This is a genomic window from Nocardia sp. NPDC050413, assembly GCF_040655475.1.
In the GTDB taxonomy this organism is placed as follows: domain Bacteria; phylum Actinomycetota; class Actinomycetes; order Mycobacteriales; family Mycobacteriaceae; genus Nocardia; species Nocardia coubleae.
Map to the genome: position 1 here is coordinate 1,223,629 of NZ_JBFAJZ010000001.1, position 12,901 is coordinate 1,236,529.

The 12,901-nt window shown below is 68.9% G+C and carries 15 protein-coding genes; 8 read left to right on the plus strand and 7 right to left on the minus strand.

Going from position 1 to position 12,901, the window contains the following annotated elements; genetic code table 11:
* Nucleotides 1-4 precede the first annotated feature (4 nt).
* Together AB0I19_RS05840 and AB0I19_RS05845 are read right to left on the minus strand one after the other, a co-directional pair.
* Nucleotides 5-1,045, minus strand: a complete 1,041-nt coding sequence (locus AB0I19_RS05840) for a fused (3R)-hydroxyacyl-ACP dehydratase subunits HadA/HadB (protein WP_067635484.1) — start codon at nt 1,043-1,045, stop codon at nt 5-7.
* A 112-nt stretch (nt 1,046-1,157) separates the two neighbouring features.
* Nucleotides 1,158-1,658 (minus strand): hypothetical protein, encoded by a 501-nt coding sequence (locus AB0I19_RS05845; protein WP_357144970.1) that lies wholly within the window; start codon nt 1,656-1,658, stop codon nt 1,158-1,160.
* A gap of 148 nt (nt 1,659-1,806) precedes the next feature.
* Here AB0I19_RS05845 and AB0I19_RS05850 point away from each other — a divergent pair, with 148 nt between their 5' ends.
* The 3 genes from AB0I19_RS05850 to AB0I19_RS05860 all read left to right on the plus strand — a co-directional run bounded on the left by AB0I19_RS05850 (nt 1,807) and on the right by AB0I19_RS05860 (nt 4,798).
* Nucleotides 1,807-2,523, plus strand: a complete 717-nt coding sequence (locus tag AB0I19_RS05850) for a metal-dependent hydrolase (protein ID WP_067492224.1) — start codon at nt 1,807-1,809, stop codon at nt 2,521-2,523.
* A gap of 209 nt (nt 2,524-2,732) precedes the next feature.
* Entirely contained in the window at nt 2,733-3,989 is a 1,257-nt protein-coding gene (locus tag AB0I19_RS05855) for an alpha/beta hydrolase (RefSeq protein WP_357144973.1), read from the plus strand.
* Complete coding sequence (locus AB0I19_RS05860; protein ID WP_357144976.1) at nt 3,986-4,798, plus strand: DUF2470 domain-containing protein; 813 nt, start codon at nt 3,986-3,988, stop codon at nt 4,796-4,798. Before AB0I19_RS05855 ends, AB0I19_RS05860 begins: the two co-directional genes overlap by 4 nt.
* 4 nt (nt 4,799-4,802) lie before the next feature.
* Here AB0I19_RS05860 and AB0I19_RS05865 read toward each other — a convergent pair whose 3' ends face one another.
* On the minus strand, nt 4,803-5,153 hold the full coding sequence (locus tag AB0I19_RS05865) for a hypothetical protein (RefSeq protein ID WP_067492221.1): 351 nt from the start codon (nt 5,151-5,153) through the stop codon (nt 4,803-4,805).
* A gap of 69 nt (nt 5,154-5,222) precedes the next feature.
* Complete coding sequence (locus AB0I19_RS05870; protein WP_357144979.1) at nt 5,223-5,807, minus strand: HdeD family acid-resistance protein; 585 nt, start codon at nt 5,805-5,807, stop codon at nt 5,223-5,225.
* A 173-nt stretch (nt 5,808-5,980) separates the two neighbouring features.
* Here AB0I19_RS05870 and AB0I19_RS05875 point away from each other — a divergent pair, with 173 nt between their 5' ends.
* Complete coding sequence (locus AB0I19_RS05875; protein WP_357144982.1) at nt 5,981-6,955, plus strand: glycosyltransferase family 9 protein; 975 nt, start codon at nt 5,981-5,983, stop codon at nt 6,953-6,955.
* On the opposite strand, the gene AB0I19_RS05880 is transcribed toward AB0I19_RS05875, so the two are convergent.
* A complete protein-coding gene (locus AB0I19_RS05880; RefSeq protein WP_357144984.1) occupies nt 6,937-7,293 on the minus strand; it encodes a metalloregulator ArsR/SmtB family transcription factor in 357 nt (118 codons plus the stop codon). The two genes, AB0I19_RS05875 and AB0I19_RS05880, sit on opposite strands and share 19 nt — an antisense overlap.
* A gap of 184 nt (nt 7,294-7,477) precedes the next feature.
* On the opposite strand from AB0I19_RS05880, the gene AB0I19_RS05885 reads away from it, so the two are divergent.
* Nucleotides 7,478-8,233: a M23 family metallopeptidase gene (locus AB0I19_RS05885; RefSeq protein ID WP_084456271.1), complete on the plus strand. Its 756-nt coding sequence runs from the start codon at nt 7,478-7,480 to the stop codon at nt 8,231-8,233.
* Nucleotides 8,234-8,236: 3 nt separating this feature from the next.
* On the opposite strand, the gene AB0I19_RS05890 is transcribed toward AB0I19_RS05885, so the two are convergent.
* Nucleotides 8,237-9,133 carry a LysR family transcriptional regulator gene (locus AB0I19_RS05890; protein WP_357144987.1) on the minus strand — a complete coding sequence of 299 codons (897 nt, stop codon included), beginning with the start codon at nt 9,131-9,133 and terminating at the stop codon, nt 8,237-8,239.
* 89 nt (nt 9,134-9,222) lie between these two features.
* Between AB0I19_RS05890 and mqo the strand changes: the two genes are divergently transcribed.
* Together mqo and AB0I19_RS05900 are read left to right on the plus strand one after the other, a co-directional pair.
* A complete protein-coding gene (mqo, locus tag AB0I19_RS05895; protein WP_357144990.1) occupies nt 9,223-10,758 on the plus strand; it encodes a malate dehydrogenase (quinone) in 1,536 nt (511 codons plus the stop codon).
* A gap of 195 nt (nt 10,759-10,953) precedes the next feature.
* Nucleotides 10,954-11,976, plus strand: a complete 1,023-nt coding sequence (locus tag AB0I19_RS05900) for a hypothetical protein (RefSeq protein WP_357144993.1) — start codon at nt 10,954-10,956, stop codon at nt 11,974-11,976.
* Between the two features lie 6 nt (nt 11,977-11,982).
* On the opposite strand, the gene AB0I19_RS05905 is transcribed toward AB0I19_RS05900, so the two are convergent.
* Complete coding sequence (locus tag AB0I19_RS05905) at nt 11,983-12,309, minus strand: hypothetical protein (RefSeq protein WP_067492213.1); 327 nt, start codon at nt 12,307-12,309, stop codon at nt 11,983-11,985.
* 246 nt (nt 12,310-12,555) lie between these two features.
* Here AB0I19_RS05905 and AB0I19_RS05910 point away from each other — a divergent pair, with 246 nt between their 5' ends.
* Complete coding sequence (locus tag AB0I19_RS05910; RefSeq protein ID WP_067492212.1) at nt 12,556-12,891, plus strand: RNA polymerase-binding protein RbpA; 336 nt, start codon at nt 12,556-12,558, stop codon at nt 12,889-12,891.
* The last annotated feature ends 10 nt before the right edge of the window (nt 12,892-12,901 follow it).

Consider the following 12,901-nt stretch of genomic DNA (forward strand, 5'->3'; position numbering starts at 1 on the left):
ACGGTCAGCGGAAACGCAAGTCGGCGGTGGCCAGACCGAAGATCTTGCGACCGGCCGACTTGGCGACGACCGCGATCACCGCGGTGCGGGTGACCGGATCCAGAGACTTCACTCGACCGGTGTACTCGACCTGCCCACCCTCGCGGCCGACGATCGTGTAGTTCGACAGGCGGACACCGTAGCGGGTCACCGCGCCCGGATCGCCCGACCAGGCGGACAGGAAGCCGGCACCGAGGCCCATGGTCACCATGCCGTGGGCGATGATGTCGGGCAGCCCCGCCAGCTGGGCGATGCGCTCGTCCCAGTGGATCGGGTTGCTGTCGCCGGACACACCGGCGTAGTTCACCAGATCACCGCGCGACAGGCGCGCGTCGCGCAGCGGCAGTTCGTCGCCGACGCTGAGGTCCTCGAAGGCGAGCGTGGTGCTCGGCACCCGGGCGGCCCCGGCGGCGGACAAGTGGATGTCGCCCTCGGGGCGGCGCGGGGTCTCGACGTCGGACGCGGCGGCGTCCTTGTCCTGGCTGAAGACCTTCACCCCGTGCACCATCACGTTCTCCACCGCACGCGTGATCTCGGGATCCACCCCGTCGTCACCGGTGATGCCGACAACCGTGGTGTGCATGATGTGCACGGTCTCGCCGGATTCGTCGGCGAAGGTGTTGGTGACGGTGATGAGGTCCTTGCCCGCGATGCGGCGCACCGAGGACAGCTCCACGTCAACGGTCAGGCGGTCACCGGCGACGATCGGCTTGTGCTGCTCGAAGACCTGCTCGGTCTGCACGAACATGTCGTAGCCGACGACCACCGATTCGAACAGGTGCCGGTTGGCCGCCATCGCGGGAATGGAGACGAACGTCAACGGGGCGACCAGACCCTGGTACCCGAGCGCGGCGGCCGCCTCGTCCTCCCAGTGCGCGGGATGGAAATCCTGCACCGCGCGGGCGTATTCGCGCACCTTCTCACGGCCGACCTCGTAGACGTCGTCCACCCGGTAGTAGTGCCCTACCTTCGACGCGATATCGGGGGCTTCGGCCACGGAAGTCACTATGGATCACCTTCGTTCGGGGGACGGACTCCCGGCAGGGTAGCCGACGAGCCCGTCCACCGGGCGCACCATGGCACAGTTCACAATCACGCGAGCTGTGCGATGGGCTCGATCAGAACGAGGGGACGTCGCTCGTGGAGGCGTTGCCGCCGATCGAGGGCTGCAGGGTGATCTCCCACTCGGTGTCGGCGTCGAACACGTCGTCGAACTTCGAGAACTCCTGGTCCCGGGTGAAGCCGAGTGCGGCCTGGTCCCAGTCGGTTCCGTACTTCATGTAGACGTAGTAGGAGCCGGCGATGCCGCTCAGCGTGGCGTTGGAGTTGCCCTGCACGTAGATCGTCGCCTGTGGCGACTTCGGGTCGCTGCTGGTGACGACGATCGCACAGTCGGACGAATTGCCGTTGACGATCTTCAGCTCGCCCGACCCGTTGAGGCCGTTCTGCTGGACGACGGCGCCGTTGTCGGCCCGGCGGTTCTGCAGCGGGGCGGCGACGGTGCTCGAGGTCGAGGTCGACCCCTTACCGGTCGGTGCGGACTTCGTGTCGTCCAGGCAGGCGCTCGTGGCGAGCGCGGTAGCAATGGCGATCACGGCGAACAGGCGGCGGTGAAGCATTCTTCCCCCGTACTCAGGACCGGAATTCGATACCGGTGTCGGCGCACAGTATTGCGCGAAATGCCGGAATTGTCAGATCGCCTGTCGGCGTTGCCGGTTCGCTCCTGGGCATATGCGAGCAGGTCCTTACGTCCTCTAACGTTGCGGGGTGCTAGGACATTCACACGCGACCAGCGGGGCGCTGGCCTGGGCGGGGACCGCCGCGGCGCTGCCGCTCACCGTCGCCGCCTTCCCCCTGTTCGACAGCGAGACAACACGATTCGGCGTCGCCGAGCTGATCATGGGTACCTTCCTCACCGCGGGCGCGGCCCTGCTGCCGGACGCGGATCACCCGAGCGGGACCATCTCGCACGTGCTCGGGCCGGTGTCACATCACCTGTGCCGCTTCATCTCCTGGGTGTCGGGCGGGCATCGACACGGCACGCATTCGCTGTTGTTCGTCGCGGGCGCGGTGGGCGCCACCTGGGCCGGTGAGCACTGGCTCGGCAGGCCGTTCACCTTGAGTCTGGTGTTCTTCCTGCTCGCGCTGGCGGTGCGGTCGTTGCACCTGTGCCCGCCGGGCAAGAGTGTGCGCACGTACGGCACGGTGATCGTGCTGGCCAGCGCGGGCACGTTCGCGGTCGACCACTGGATCGTCGACCGGCCCGCCTGGTTGCCGATCTGCGTCGGCCTCGGTTGCCTCGCGCACCTGCTCGGCGACTGCCTCACCGAGCGCGGCTGCCGGCTGCTGTGGCCATTCCCGCTGCGCACCCGGGTGCCGCTGATCGACCGCACCGGCAACCGGGTGGAGACCTGGGTCATCTCACCGCTGTTCGTGCTCGGCACGATGGGCGCGCTCTGGTACGCGATCACCCAGCAGGGCTGACCGCGCAAGGACGGCGGAACCCCTCACCCCGCCGTCCTTGCCCGTTCTTTTCCTCGGTGCCCCAGCGAAGATTACATATATAGATGCGCATATCGCGCTGATCTAATGCCTTGTGCTGGAACACGGGATCCGACCGGTGAGTCCGGTCAGATCTCCCGAAGCCTGCCCGAATCCGCCGCGTTTCAGTGCACAGTTGTACTCTCAAAAGCGTGACCGAGCAACTCCCCCAGTCCCAGGCCGAAGTCCAGGCGCTCGCCCGCCTGGCGGGCGACGAGTTCGTCGGTGCGGTCGACGGGATCGCGGCCATCCACCGCGCCATCAGCGATCGGGTGTTCACCGCCGTGCGCGCGGGTGTCGGGTCGGCCGCGGATCCGGTGAAGGTCGTGCACGACGCCATCACCGAGAGCGTGTACGCGGTCGTCGGCGGCACCGGCTACGTGGTCGGCGAGATGGCGAGCGCGGTGCAGGTGCCCGGCTTGCCCGCACCCTCGCGCACCGTCTGGGGCGCGGGCTTCCTCGCGGCCGTCCAGGGACTGATCGGTGACGCGCTCGAGGACGACGCACCGATCCTGGCCTCCCCCATGACCATTCGTGTGGACGGCGCCCCGGTCCCGGCCGAACAGCTGGCCGCGCACGTCCCCGTGCCGACCACGAAGCTCGTCGTCCTGCTGCACGGGCTGGTCGAGACCGAACACGCCTGGCGCCTCGGCGGCAGGCCGACCTACGGCGAACGCCTCGAGGACGACCTCGGCTACATCCCGGTATTCGTGCGCTACAACACCGGCCTGCACATCTCCGAGAACGCCGCGCAACTCGACGCCCTGCTGACCCGGCTGGTCGAGCAGTGGCCGCTCCCGGTCCACGAGATCTGCCTGATCGGGCACTCCATGGGCGGGCTCGTCGCGCGCAGCGCCTGCCATCGGGCCGAGCAGAGTGACGCAGTCTGGGCGCGTTCGGTGCGACAGGTGGTGTGCCTCGGCTCGCCGCATCTGGGCGCCCCGCTCGAACAGTTCGTGCACTACGCCGCCGCGGTGCTCGACCGGTTGCCCGAGACCCGCCCGCTGAGCACCCTGCTGCGCAGGCGAAGTGCGGGCATCCGCGATCTGCGCCAGGGTTCCCTCGTCGACGAGGACTGGCGCGACCGCGACGTCGACGCGCTGCGGGCCGAGGCGGTGCGCGAGGTACCGCTGCTGGCCGGTGCCGATCACTACTTCGTCACCGCGACCGTCACCCACAGCCCGAAGCATCCGCTCGGGAAGGTGATCGGCGACGGGATGGTGTTGCGCGGCAGCGGTTCCGGGGTCGGGCGGAGCAGGCGCATCGGTTTCGACAGCGGCAACGGGTTGCACGTACCGGGTGCCAACCATTTCAGCTTGCTCAATCACGACGCCGTCTACACCGCACTGCACGGATGGTTGTCGGGGACGCCCCACCATCCGGTCCAGCTCGATACGCTGGGGTCATGACTCTCGACCACGGCGATCCCGGCGACGCACCGGCCATTCCGCTGCCCACCGCTCCCCTGGCCAACGACGCGCGACCGTCCGCCGCCGAGGAGGCCAGAACGATTGCGGCCGCGTCCAATACGGGCACCCTGGCCAGCCTGACCGCCGACGGCGCGCCGTGGGCGTCGTTCATCACCTACGGGCTGCTCGACGGAGCCCCCGTGCTGAGCGTGTCGCACCTGGCCGAGCACGGACGCAATCTGGCCGCCGATCCGCGCGCCAGCATCGCGATCGTGACGCCGGACATGCCGGCCGACCCCCTGGCGGGCACGCGCATCACGCTGGCCGGTGTGGTGGAGCGGCCGACCGGCGCCGAGGCCGAGGCTGCCCGCGCCGCGCACCTGGCCGCGGTGCCCGCGGCCAAGTACTACATCGACTACAACGATTTCACGCTGTGGGTGCTGCGAGTCGAACGGGTGCGCTGGGTCGGCGGCTACGGCCGGATGGATTCCGCGACCGCCGCGCAGTACCTGGCCGCGCAACCGGACCCGATCATGCCGCAGGCGGCACCCGGCATCGCCCACCTCAACGCCGACCACGCCGACGCCCTGCTCGCCATGGCCACCCAGCTCGGCGGCTTCCCCGATGCCACGGCCGCGAGCTGCGAACGGGCCGACCGCTACGGTCTCGAACTGCGGGTCGAGACACCGCGCGGAGTGGCCCGCACCCGCGTCGGCTATGCCGAACCGCTCACCGAGATCGGTCAGTTGCGAGCCGCGACAGTGGAGTTGACGCGCCGGGCGCGGGCGATGGCCGGACAGGTCTCGTAACCGGTCAGTTCCAGAGCACGGCGACCAGCACGTTGACGATGGCGAGTCCGCCCGCGGCATCGGTCATCCAGCCGACCTGCTTGCCGCGCTTGGCATCGGCCCGGCCGACTTCGGCGAACCCGGCCACCGCGATCGAGATGACGAGTTTCACGGCCAGTTTCGTCGTGTCGGGTTCTTTGTCCAGCGATTCGACGCCGGAGGCGAGGCCCGCGAGGATCACGCCGGTGACGAGCTGGGCGCGGGCGCCCCACACCATCAGTTCCGAGACCACCGGGCGCGACGCGACATACCCACCGACCACCGCGGCCATGCCGAGCAGATGGGTGACGACCACCAGGTCGTAAACGAATTCCATGACTGCCGAGGGTAGTTCACACGACAATGGCCGGCACCCGATGGTGCCGGCCATTGTGGACGAATGCGGCTAGCGGGTGGCCTGGTCGAGCAGGTGCGCGTCCTTGCGCATCCCGAACGCCGTGACGACCTCCATGATGCCGATGACGATCAGGAAGATACCGACGACGAGAACCAGCGTGGCGATGGAGCTGATCGGCCAGACGATCAGGATCACACCGGCGATCGCGCTCAGCACACCGTAGAAGATCTGCCAGCCGCGGCCGGGGATGCCGGGTTCGGAGATCGCCGCGAAAAGCACGGTGATGCCGCGGAACAACCAGCCGATGCCGATCCACAAGCCGAGCAACACGATCGAGGTGAGGTCGTCGCGGAAGCAGAACACACCGATGATCAGCGACAGCACACCGCTGATGAACGAGAGCACCCGCAGGCTCGTACTCGGCAGATGAGTGAACGCGGCGACCAGCTGGAAAATACCGCTGGCAACCATATAAATACCGAAAAGCACGCCCGCGACGAGCAATGACGGACCGGGCCATACGAGCACGATGATGCCGAGGACCACCGCGAGAAGACCGGTGACCAGAATTGTTTGCCAGGTTTTCTTGGCAAGCGCGGTAAATGGGCTCTCCAACACGGTATTTGTCGTCATGACGAGATGTTATGCCCGCCAGCTCTCATTCCCTTGAAAGTTGCTGAAGCTGTGATCGTGTCGCGGCACACAACCCGTCGCCGAACGGGGCGGGACGCGGCGCGCGGTGACGAGCGACACCTCATTGCCACTGCGAACGTTTGGCGCGTTCCGGTCCCGGGTAGGTGATGGGAGTGTCGGTTGTACTCGTGCTGCAAGCTCGTGGACTCGGTGATCTGCTCGCCGCGGTCCCGGCTCTGCGTGCCCTGCGCCGGGCCGAACCAGGCAGCCGGATCGTGCTGGCCGCGCCCCATCGCCTCGAACAGATCGTCGACCTGATCTCCTCGGTCGACGAACTCGTCGCCACCGCCGATCCGGCGGCCCTGATCTGGGACGGTCCCGCGCCCGAGCTGGCGGTGAATCTGCACGGCCCGGACGGTGCGAGCGCGCGAGCGCTGGCCGATACCGGCGCCAAGCGGATCATCGGGCACCGGACGCCGGGCCTGCCCCGCCTCACCGGGCCGCGCTGGGATCCCGAGGCCCATGTGGCGGATCGGTGGTGTCAGTTGCTCGAGAGCGAGGGCATCGCCGCCGATCGGCGCAATCTCGGGCTGGTCCCCCCTGTTGCCTCCATCAGCCGTCGCGACTGCGTCGTGGTGCATATCGGCGCCGGTGCACCCGCGCGCCGCTGGCCGCCGGAACGGTTCGCCGCCGTGGTCCGGCACCTGATGGTCCTCGGCCGCGATGTGGTGCTCACCGGAGATCCCTTCGAACGCGACATCGCCGTGCAGGTGGCCGCGCAGGCGGGATTGCCCGACGACCGGGTACTCGCGGGCAGGCAGAACCTCACCGATCTCGCCGCCACCGTGGCCGGCGCCGCCCTCGTGATCTGCGGCGATACCGGCGTCGCCCATCTGGCCACCGCCTTCGGCACCCGGACCGTGCTGTTGTTCGGGCCCACTCCCCCGCGCCGTGGCGGTCCGCCCGCGCACCTGCTCGGCAGGCACGCGGTGCTGTGGGCGGGGCAGGTCGGCGATCCCGACGCCCGCACCCCCGATCCGGGCCTGTTGCGCATCGGCGTGCCCGAGGTGATCGCCGCGGTCGACGCGCAACTCGACAAGCAGGACTGGGCGGAGTCGAGTCGCTCGCGTTATCGCCGGGTGGGCTGACCGGCGGTGGGCGGTACGGCAGTGGTCGGCTGACCGGCGGCGCGCAGCGCGGCGGCATGCGCGGCCAGCGCGCTCGGCCAGAACTGTTCGAGGTAGTCGCGCGCGTCGTTGAGACCACGCGGATCAAGTGAGTACAGGTGGCGGTTGCCGTCGCGGCGCATGCTCACCAGGTGCGCCTCGCGCAGGACGCGCAGGTGCTGGGAGGCGGCCGAGCTGGTGATACCGGTGGCCTCGGCCAACTCGGCGACCGAGCGTGGGCCCTGCGGCAGCGACTCGAAGATCGCGCGCCGGGTCGCGTCGGATAACGCGGTGATTGCCCGAACTCCGTTAGCGTCCACTGAACAAGTGTGCGCGGATAACGCCTGGTCGGCAACGATCTTGTGGTCACGGTATTTCACCCGGTCGCTCCCCGGAATTCGCGCTTTCGAGACGCGATTGTTATAGATCAACTGGCGTTTTGTCCGCTCGTGATGGCAGCCACAGGATTCGCCGCGTCGGTTACAAATTGGCTACCTTCGAGACATGTTCGTGACCAACCCGTTATCCGCCCGAATCTCCGACGCCTTCGCCGGTCGTCTGGGAGGCGTTGTCGCGGGTGCGGTGGCCCTGTCCGCACTCGTGGGAACGTCCGCCGCCGCTTTCAGCGGCCCCGAGACCCCTACCACCACCGCCGTCGCGGCGTCTTCGGCAGACGCCCTCGGCGTTTCGCAGGCCCGCTTCACCTCCGCTACCGCGCCCGAGGTGCAGGCCGAGACCCCCGCCGCCGCACCGGTGGCCTGGGAAGAGCACCGCGAGGCCATCCAGGCCGCGCTGCCGCCGCTGCCCGCTCCGCTGCCCTTCATCGCGCCGCCCCCGCCGCCGCGCCCGCAGACCGTTCGACCGGTCAACGGTCGCCTGACCTCCTACTACGGCCCCCGCTGGGGTGCCGCGCACAACGGCATCGACTTCGGTGACCCGATCGGTGCGCCGGTCTTCGCCGTCACCGACGGTACCGTCATCGAGACCGGTCCGGCTTCCGGGTTCGGCCTGTGGGTCCGCGTCCAGCAGGACGACGGCACCATCGGCGTGTTCGGTCACGTCAACGAGATCCTGGTCCAGCCGGGCCAGCACGTGAACGCCGGCGACGTCATCGCCACCGTCGGTAACCGTGGCCAGTCCACCGGCCCCCACCTGCACTACGAAGTGCACGTGCCGGACGGCTCGCTCTACGGCGCCCCGATCGACCCGCACCCGTGGCTCGCCGCGCGCGGTATCGACGTCGGCGTCCCGCAGGACTGATCCTCACCACCCACTGATCGCCGCCCGACCGGCGATCAGGAAATCCCGAAGCCGCGCGACCGCGAGCGTCGACCCATGGTCTCCCGAGACCAGGCCGATCTCGCGGTCGCGTTCGCCATCGATGGGCACCACGGCCAGATCGGGGTGCGGTGTCTCGGCGGGTGGGAGCAGCGCCACGCCGAGCCCCAGCGCGACGAGCGCGCGCAGCGTCTCGAACTCGGTGATCTCGAACAGCACGCGTGGGGTGAAACCCGCTGCGGCGCACCAGGAATCGAGTAGGGATCGCAGCTGATAGCTCGGCGGGTTGGCGATGAACGCCGCATCGGAGAGCTCGGTCAGCGCCACCCGCGAGCGTCCCGCCAGCGGGTGGGTTCGGGCCACGTGCAGGTCGATGCGCTGGCGCCCGAGGACGACCGTCGGCAGGTCGTCGGGCGGCGGGATCATCACCGCCAGATCGAGCCTGCCGTCGCGGACCTGCTCGGCCAGCGCCTCACCGTGTGCCTGCACCAGGTGCAGGCGGATGCCGGGCGCGCGGGTGTGGAACTGGGCGAGCAACGCGGGGACGCTGATCGGCCCGAGGGTGAGCGGGAATCCGAACCGAACCAGACCGGTCTCCGGGTCGGCGTCGGCCCGCACGCGGCGCACGGCGTCGTCGAGCGCGCGCAGTACGCCGCGCGTTCGTTCGTGCAGGTCACGACCCTGTGGCGTGAGCGTCACGCCGCGCCCCGACGGTTGGAACAGCGTCACCCCGAGATGCTGTTCGAGTGTCTTGATCCGGCGGCTCAGTGACGACTGGGGCACCCCGAGGCGCTGCGCCGCCCGGGTGAAGTTGCCCTCCTCGGCGGCCGCGTCGAAGGCCGCGAGCAAGGGCGCCACGGCCTGCGCGCCGTATTCATCCATATCCGGATCATATGCCCCGCGATTCCGTATTGGACGGATCGGTAGTGGCGGCCCGACGATGGCGGTACACGGCTATCGGGAGGTTCGACATGGATGCCAGGACACACGAATCCGGTTGCGGGGACGACATTCTCGACGCGGTGCTGATCGGTGGCGGCATCATGTCGGCCACCCTCGGCGCGCTGCTGAGCACCCTTGCTCCGGACTGGTCGATCGCGCTGTTCGAGCGACTCGGAGAACCGGCGGCCGAGAGTTCCGGTGCGTGGAACAACGCGGGCACCGGGCACTCGGGGCTGTGCGAACTCAACTACATGCCCGATCCCGACGACGCGAGCACGGCCGCGCGGATCGCCGAGCAGTTCGCCCTGTCCCGGCGGTTCTGGTCGGCGCTGGCCACACGCGGCGCGTTCCCCGACCAGGATGCTGCCCACCCGTCGGCCGAGCGCAGTCCCCTCGGGGCCTTCCTGACCTCGACACCGCACGTGACGGTGGTCTTCGGCGACCGCGATATCGCTTACCTGCGGCGTCGCTGGGCCACCCTGCGCGAGCTGCCCGCCTTCGCCGAGATGGAGTACACCGAGGATCGCGCGGTGATCGGTGCGTGGGCGCCGCTGCTGGTGCGTGGACGGGCCGACGACGAACCGATGGCGGCGACCCGACACACCGGCGGCACCGATATCGACTTCGGCGCCCTCACCAGGGCGTTGCTGGCGACGATGACCGAGGCGGGCAATCCGGTGCGGCTGCACCGCGAGATCACCGGCTTACGACGCGGCGCCGACGGGCTGTGGACCGTGCGCGGGCGCGATCTGGATTCCGGGCGGACGTTCCTGGTTCGCACCCGGTTCGTGTTCGTCGGCGCGGGCGGTTACGCGCTGCGGCTGCTGCAGCGGGCCCGGCTGCCCGAGGTGCGCGGGTACGCGGTGCTGCCGATGGGCGCACAGTTCCTGCGGACCGGTAATCCCGATGTGGTCGCCGAGCACGAGGCGAAGGTGTACAGCCAGGCCTCGCTCGGCGCACCGCCGATGTCGGTGCCGCATCTGGATCGGCGGGAGGTCGACGGGTCGGCCGCGTTGATGTTCGGCCCGTACGCCACTTTCAGCACCCGGCTGCAGCGCCACGGGTCTCTCACCGACCTGTTCACCACCGTGCGCCCGCACAATGTGGTGCCACTGTTGTCCGCGTGTTTGCGGAATCTGCACCTCGGGCGCTATCTGCTCGGTCAGCTCCTGGCTTCGCGTCGGGACAAGTTCGCCGAGTTGCAGCGGTTCTGTCCCACCGCCGACGCCGCCGACTGGGAGCTGATCCAGGCCGGTCAGCGCGCGCAACTGGTGAAACCCGACGGGCGCTTCGGCGGGGAACTCCAGTTCGGTACCGAACTCATCACCGGGGCCGACGGCACCATCGCCGGTCTGCTCGGCGCCTCCCCCGGCGCCTCCATCGCCCCCGACATCATGCGGGATCTCCTCGATCGTTGCTTTCCCGCGCGACGCCACGAGTGGGCGCCGTTGCTCACCGAGCTCCTGCCGGACACCCCGGAACCGAATTCGGCGGGGATTCCGTTGGCGACTGCGCTTTCCCTTGTTGCCCAACAGATTCCGTTGGACGCACGTCTCCAGCAATAGCTGACACTCCGGCGGCCGCGCGACCCTGGAAGGTCACCGCGCCGAATGCTCGCTCGAGGGTGGGGCACGCACCGAGTTCTAGGGGTGGTCCCACGGGTGAGCCAGGGGTGAGGTCGGCATAGTACGGCGGTAGGGGTACCCGGACCGTTCCGCAGCGGGAGGTGCTGGGGCGCAGGGTATTTCTACCGTCGGGACATGGCGACGATCGACCTCACCCAGACCCTTTCCCGCTTCCGGTTCCAGACCAGGCCCAGGAGCGAGCAGGCACCCTGGCACGGCCCACTGTTGGTCAATTCGGCCCTGATGTCCGCGCTGGTCGTGGTGTCGATGATCGGCATGGTCGTCGACGACCGGTTGCTGCTCGGTGAATCGGTGTGGCTCAAACCTGCGAAGTTCGGTTTCGCGTTCGCCGTCTACGGCATGACGCTGGCCTGGATACTGCGGTTGCCGCATCGGGGTCGGCGGGCCACCTGGTGGCTCGGCACCGTCTTCGCGGTCACCGGGGTGCTCGACGTCGGGTTCATCGCGCTGCAGGCGGCGCGCGGGACCTTCAGCCATTTCAATACCGCCGCCGACCCGGTCAATCAGATCGGTCAGCAGGTCTTCGCCTCCGGTGTACCCGGCCTGTTTCTGGCGAATCTCGTTCTGGTGGTGATCATCTCGTGGCAGAAGCTCACCGATCGTCCGACCGCGATCGCCTTGAAGGCGGGGTTGTGGCTGGCGGTGGCAGGCATGATGCTCGGGTATCTGATGGGCTTCACCGGCGCGCAGCTGGTGCGTCAGGCCGACGGCACCGTGATCGGGTTGATGGCCGGGCACACGGTCGCGCCGGGCTCCCCCGCCGACGCCGCCCGGGACGGGCTCGGCGCGATGCCGATCACCCACTGGAGTACCACCGGTGGCGATCTGCGGATCCCGCATTTCGTCGGACTGCACGGCATCCAGGTGCTGCTGGTCCTGGCCGTCGCGCTGACCGCGCTCGCCGCCCGCTATCGGTGGCTGCGGACCGAGCGCACTCGCGCCGCACTGGTCGGCGTCGCCGCCATGGGTTACGCCGGACTGCTCACTCTGGTGTTCTGGCAGGCACTGCGGGGTCAGCCGCTGACCGGACCCGATCTGGCAACAGTCGGCGCGGCGCTCGGGCTGATCGGGTTCGTCGCCGCCGGTGTCGCCGCGATCTACTTGCGCTCCCGCGAGACACCGGCCGACCCGGCCTAGCCACTGTCAGCGCAGGCGTTCGGCTTCCTTGGTCAGCTGCACGAGCGTCGCACTCAACTGCGCCAGCTCGGCCTGATCCGCGCCCTCGGCCACGGCCGTCGCCACGTCCTCGGCCGCGCAGCGCGCCGCGAACCACCGGTCGGCCAGATCGGCGGCCTCCTGGGCGGTGAGCACCACCGCGTCCTCGGGAATCCCCGTCCCCTTGAGACTCGTGCGGTGCTCGTAGGCACGTTGCCGGCACGACTGACGGCAATAGCGGCGACGCCGACCCGATTCGGAATCGACGATCTCCCGCCCGCACCACGAGCAGGACAGCAGGCGACTGCGCGACATGCTGCGAAACCCTAGCGGCCCGACGACCGATCCGGCGGTTCAGGTCTCGCTGAGCGGGCACTCACCCAGTGGGTCCGACGGCCACCCCGGCCAGAGCGACTACAATGGAACAGTTCAGTCTTCCCGCGCGTTGAACGGTAGTACCACGTACCGGTTGTCGGCCGCCTCGATCTGGACTGACCAGAGGGTGCGGGGAACAGGCCGACCAACCACGCGGCGCCAGCCGCCAAAAACACAGGAGCACACATGGCAGATCGCGTACTCCGGGGCAGTCGGCTCGGAGCGGTGAGCTACGAGACCGATCGCGACCATGACCTGGCCCCGCGCCGGATCGCCCGCTACCGCACCGACAACGGTGAGGAATTCGACGTCCCGTTCGCCGACGACGCGGAGATCCCGCCCACCTGGCTGTGCCGTAACGGCCAGGAGGGCCAGCTCATGGAGGGCACCTCGGTCGAAACCAAGAAGGTGAAGCCGCCGCGCACCCACTGGGACATGCTGCTGGAGCGTCGCAGCAAGGAGGAGCTCGAGGAGCTGCTCAAGGAGCGCCTCGACCTGCTCAAGTCCCGCCGCCGCGGCTAGCACAGGCGAC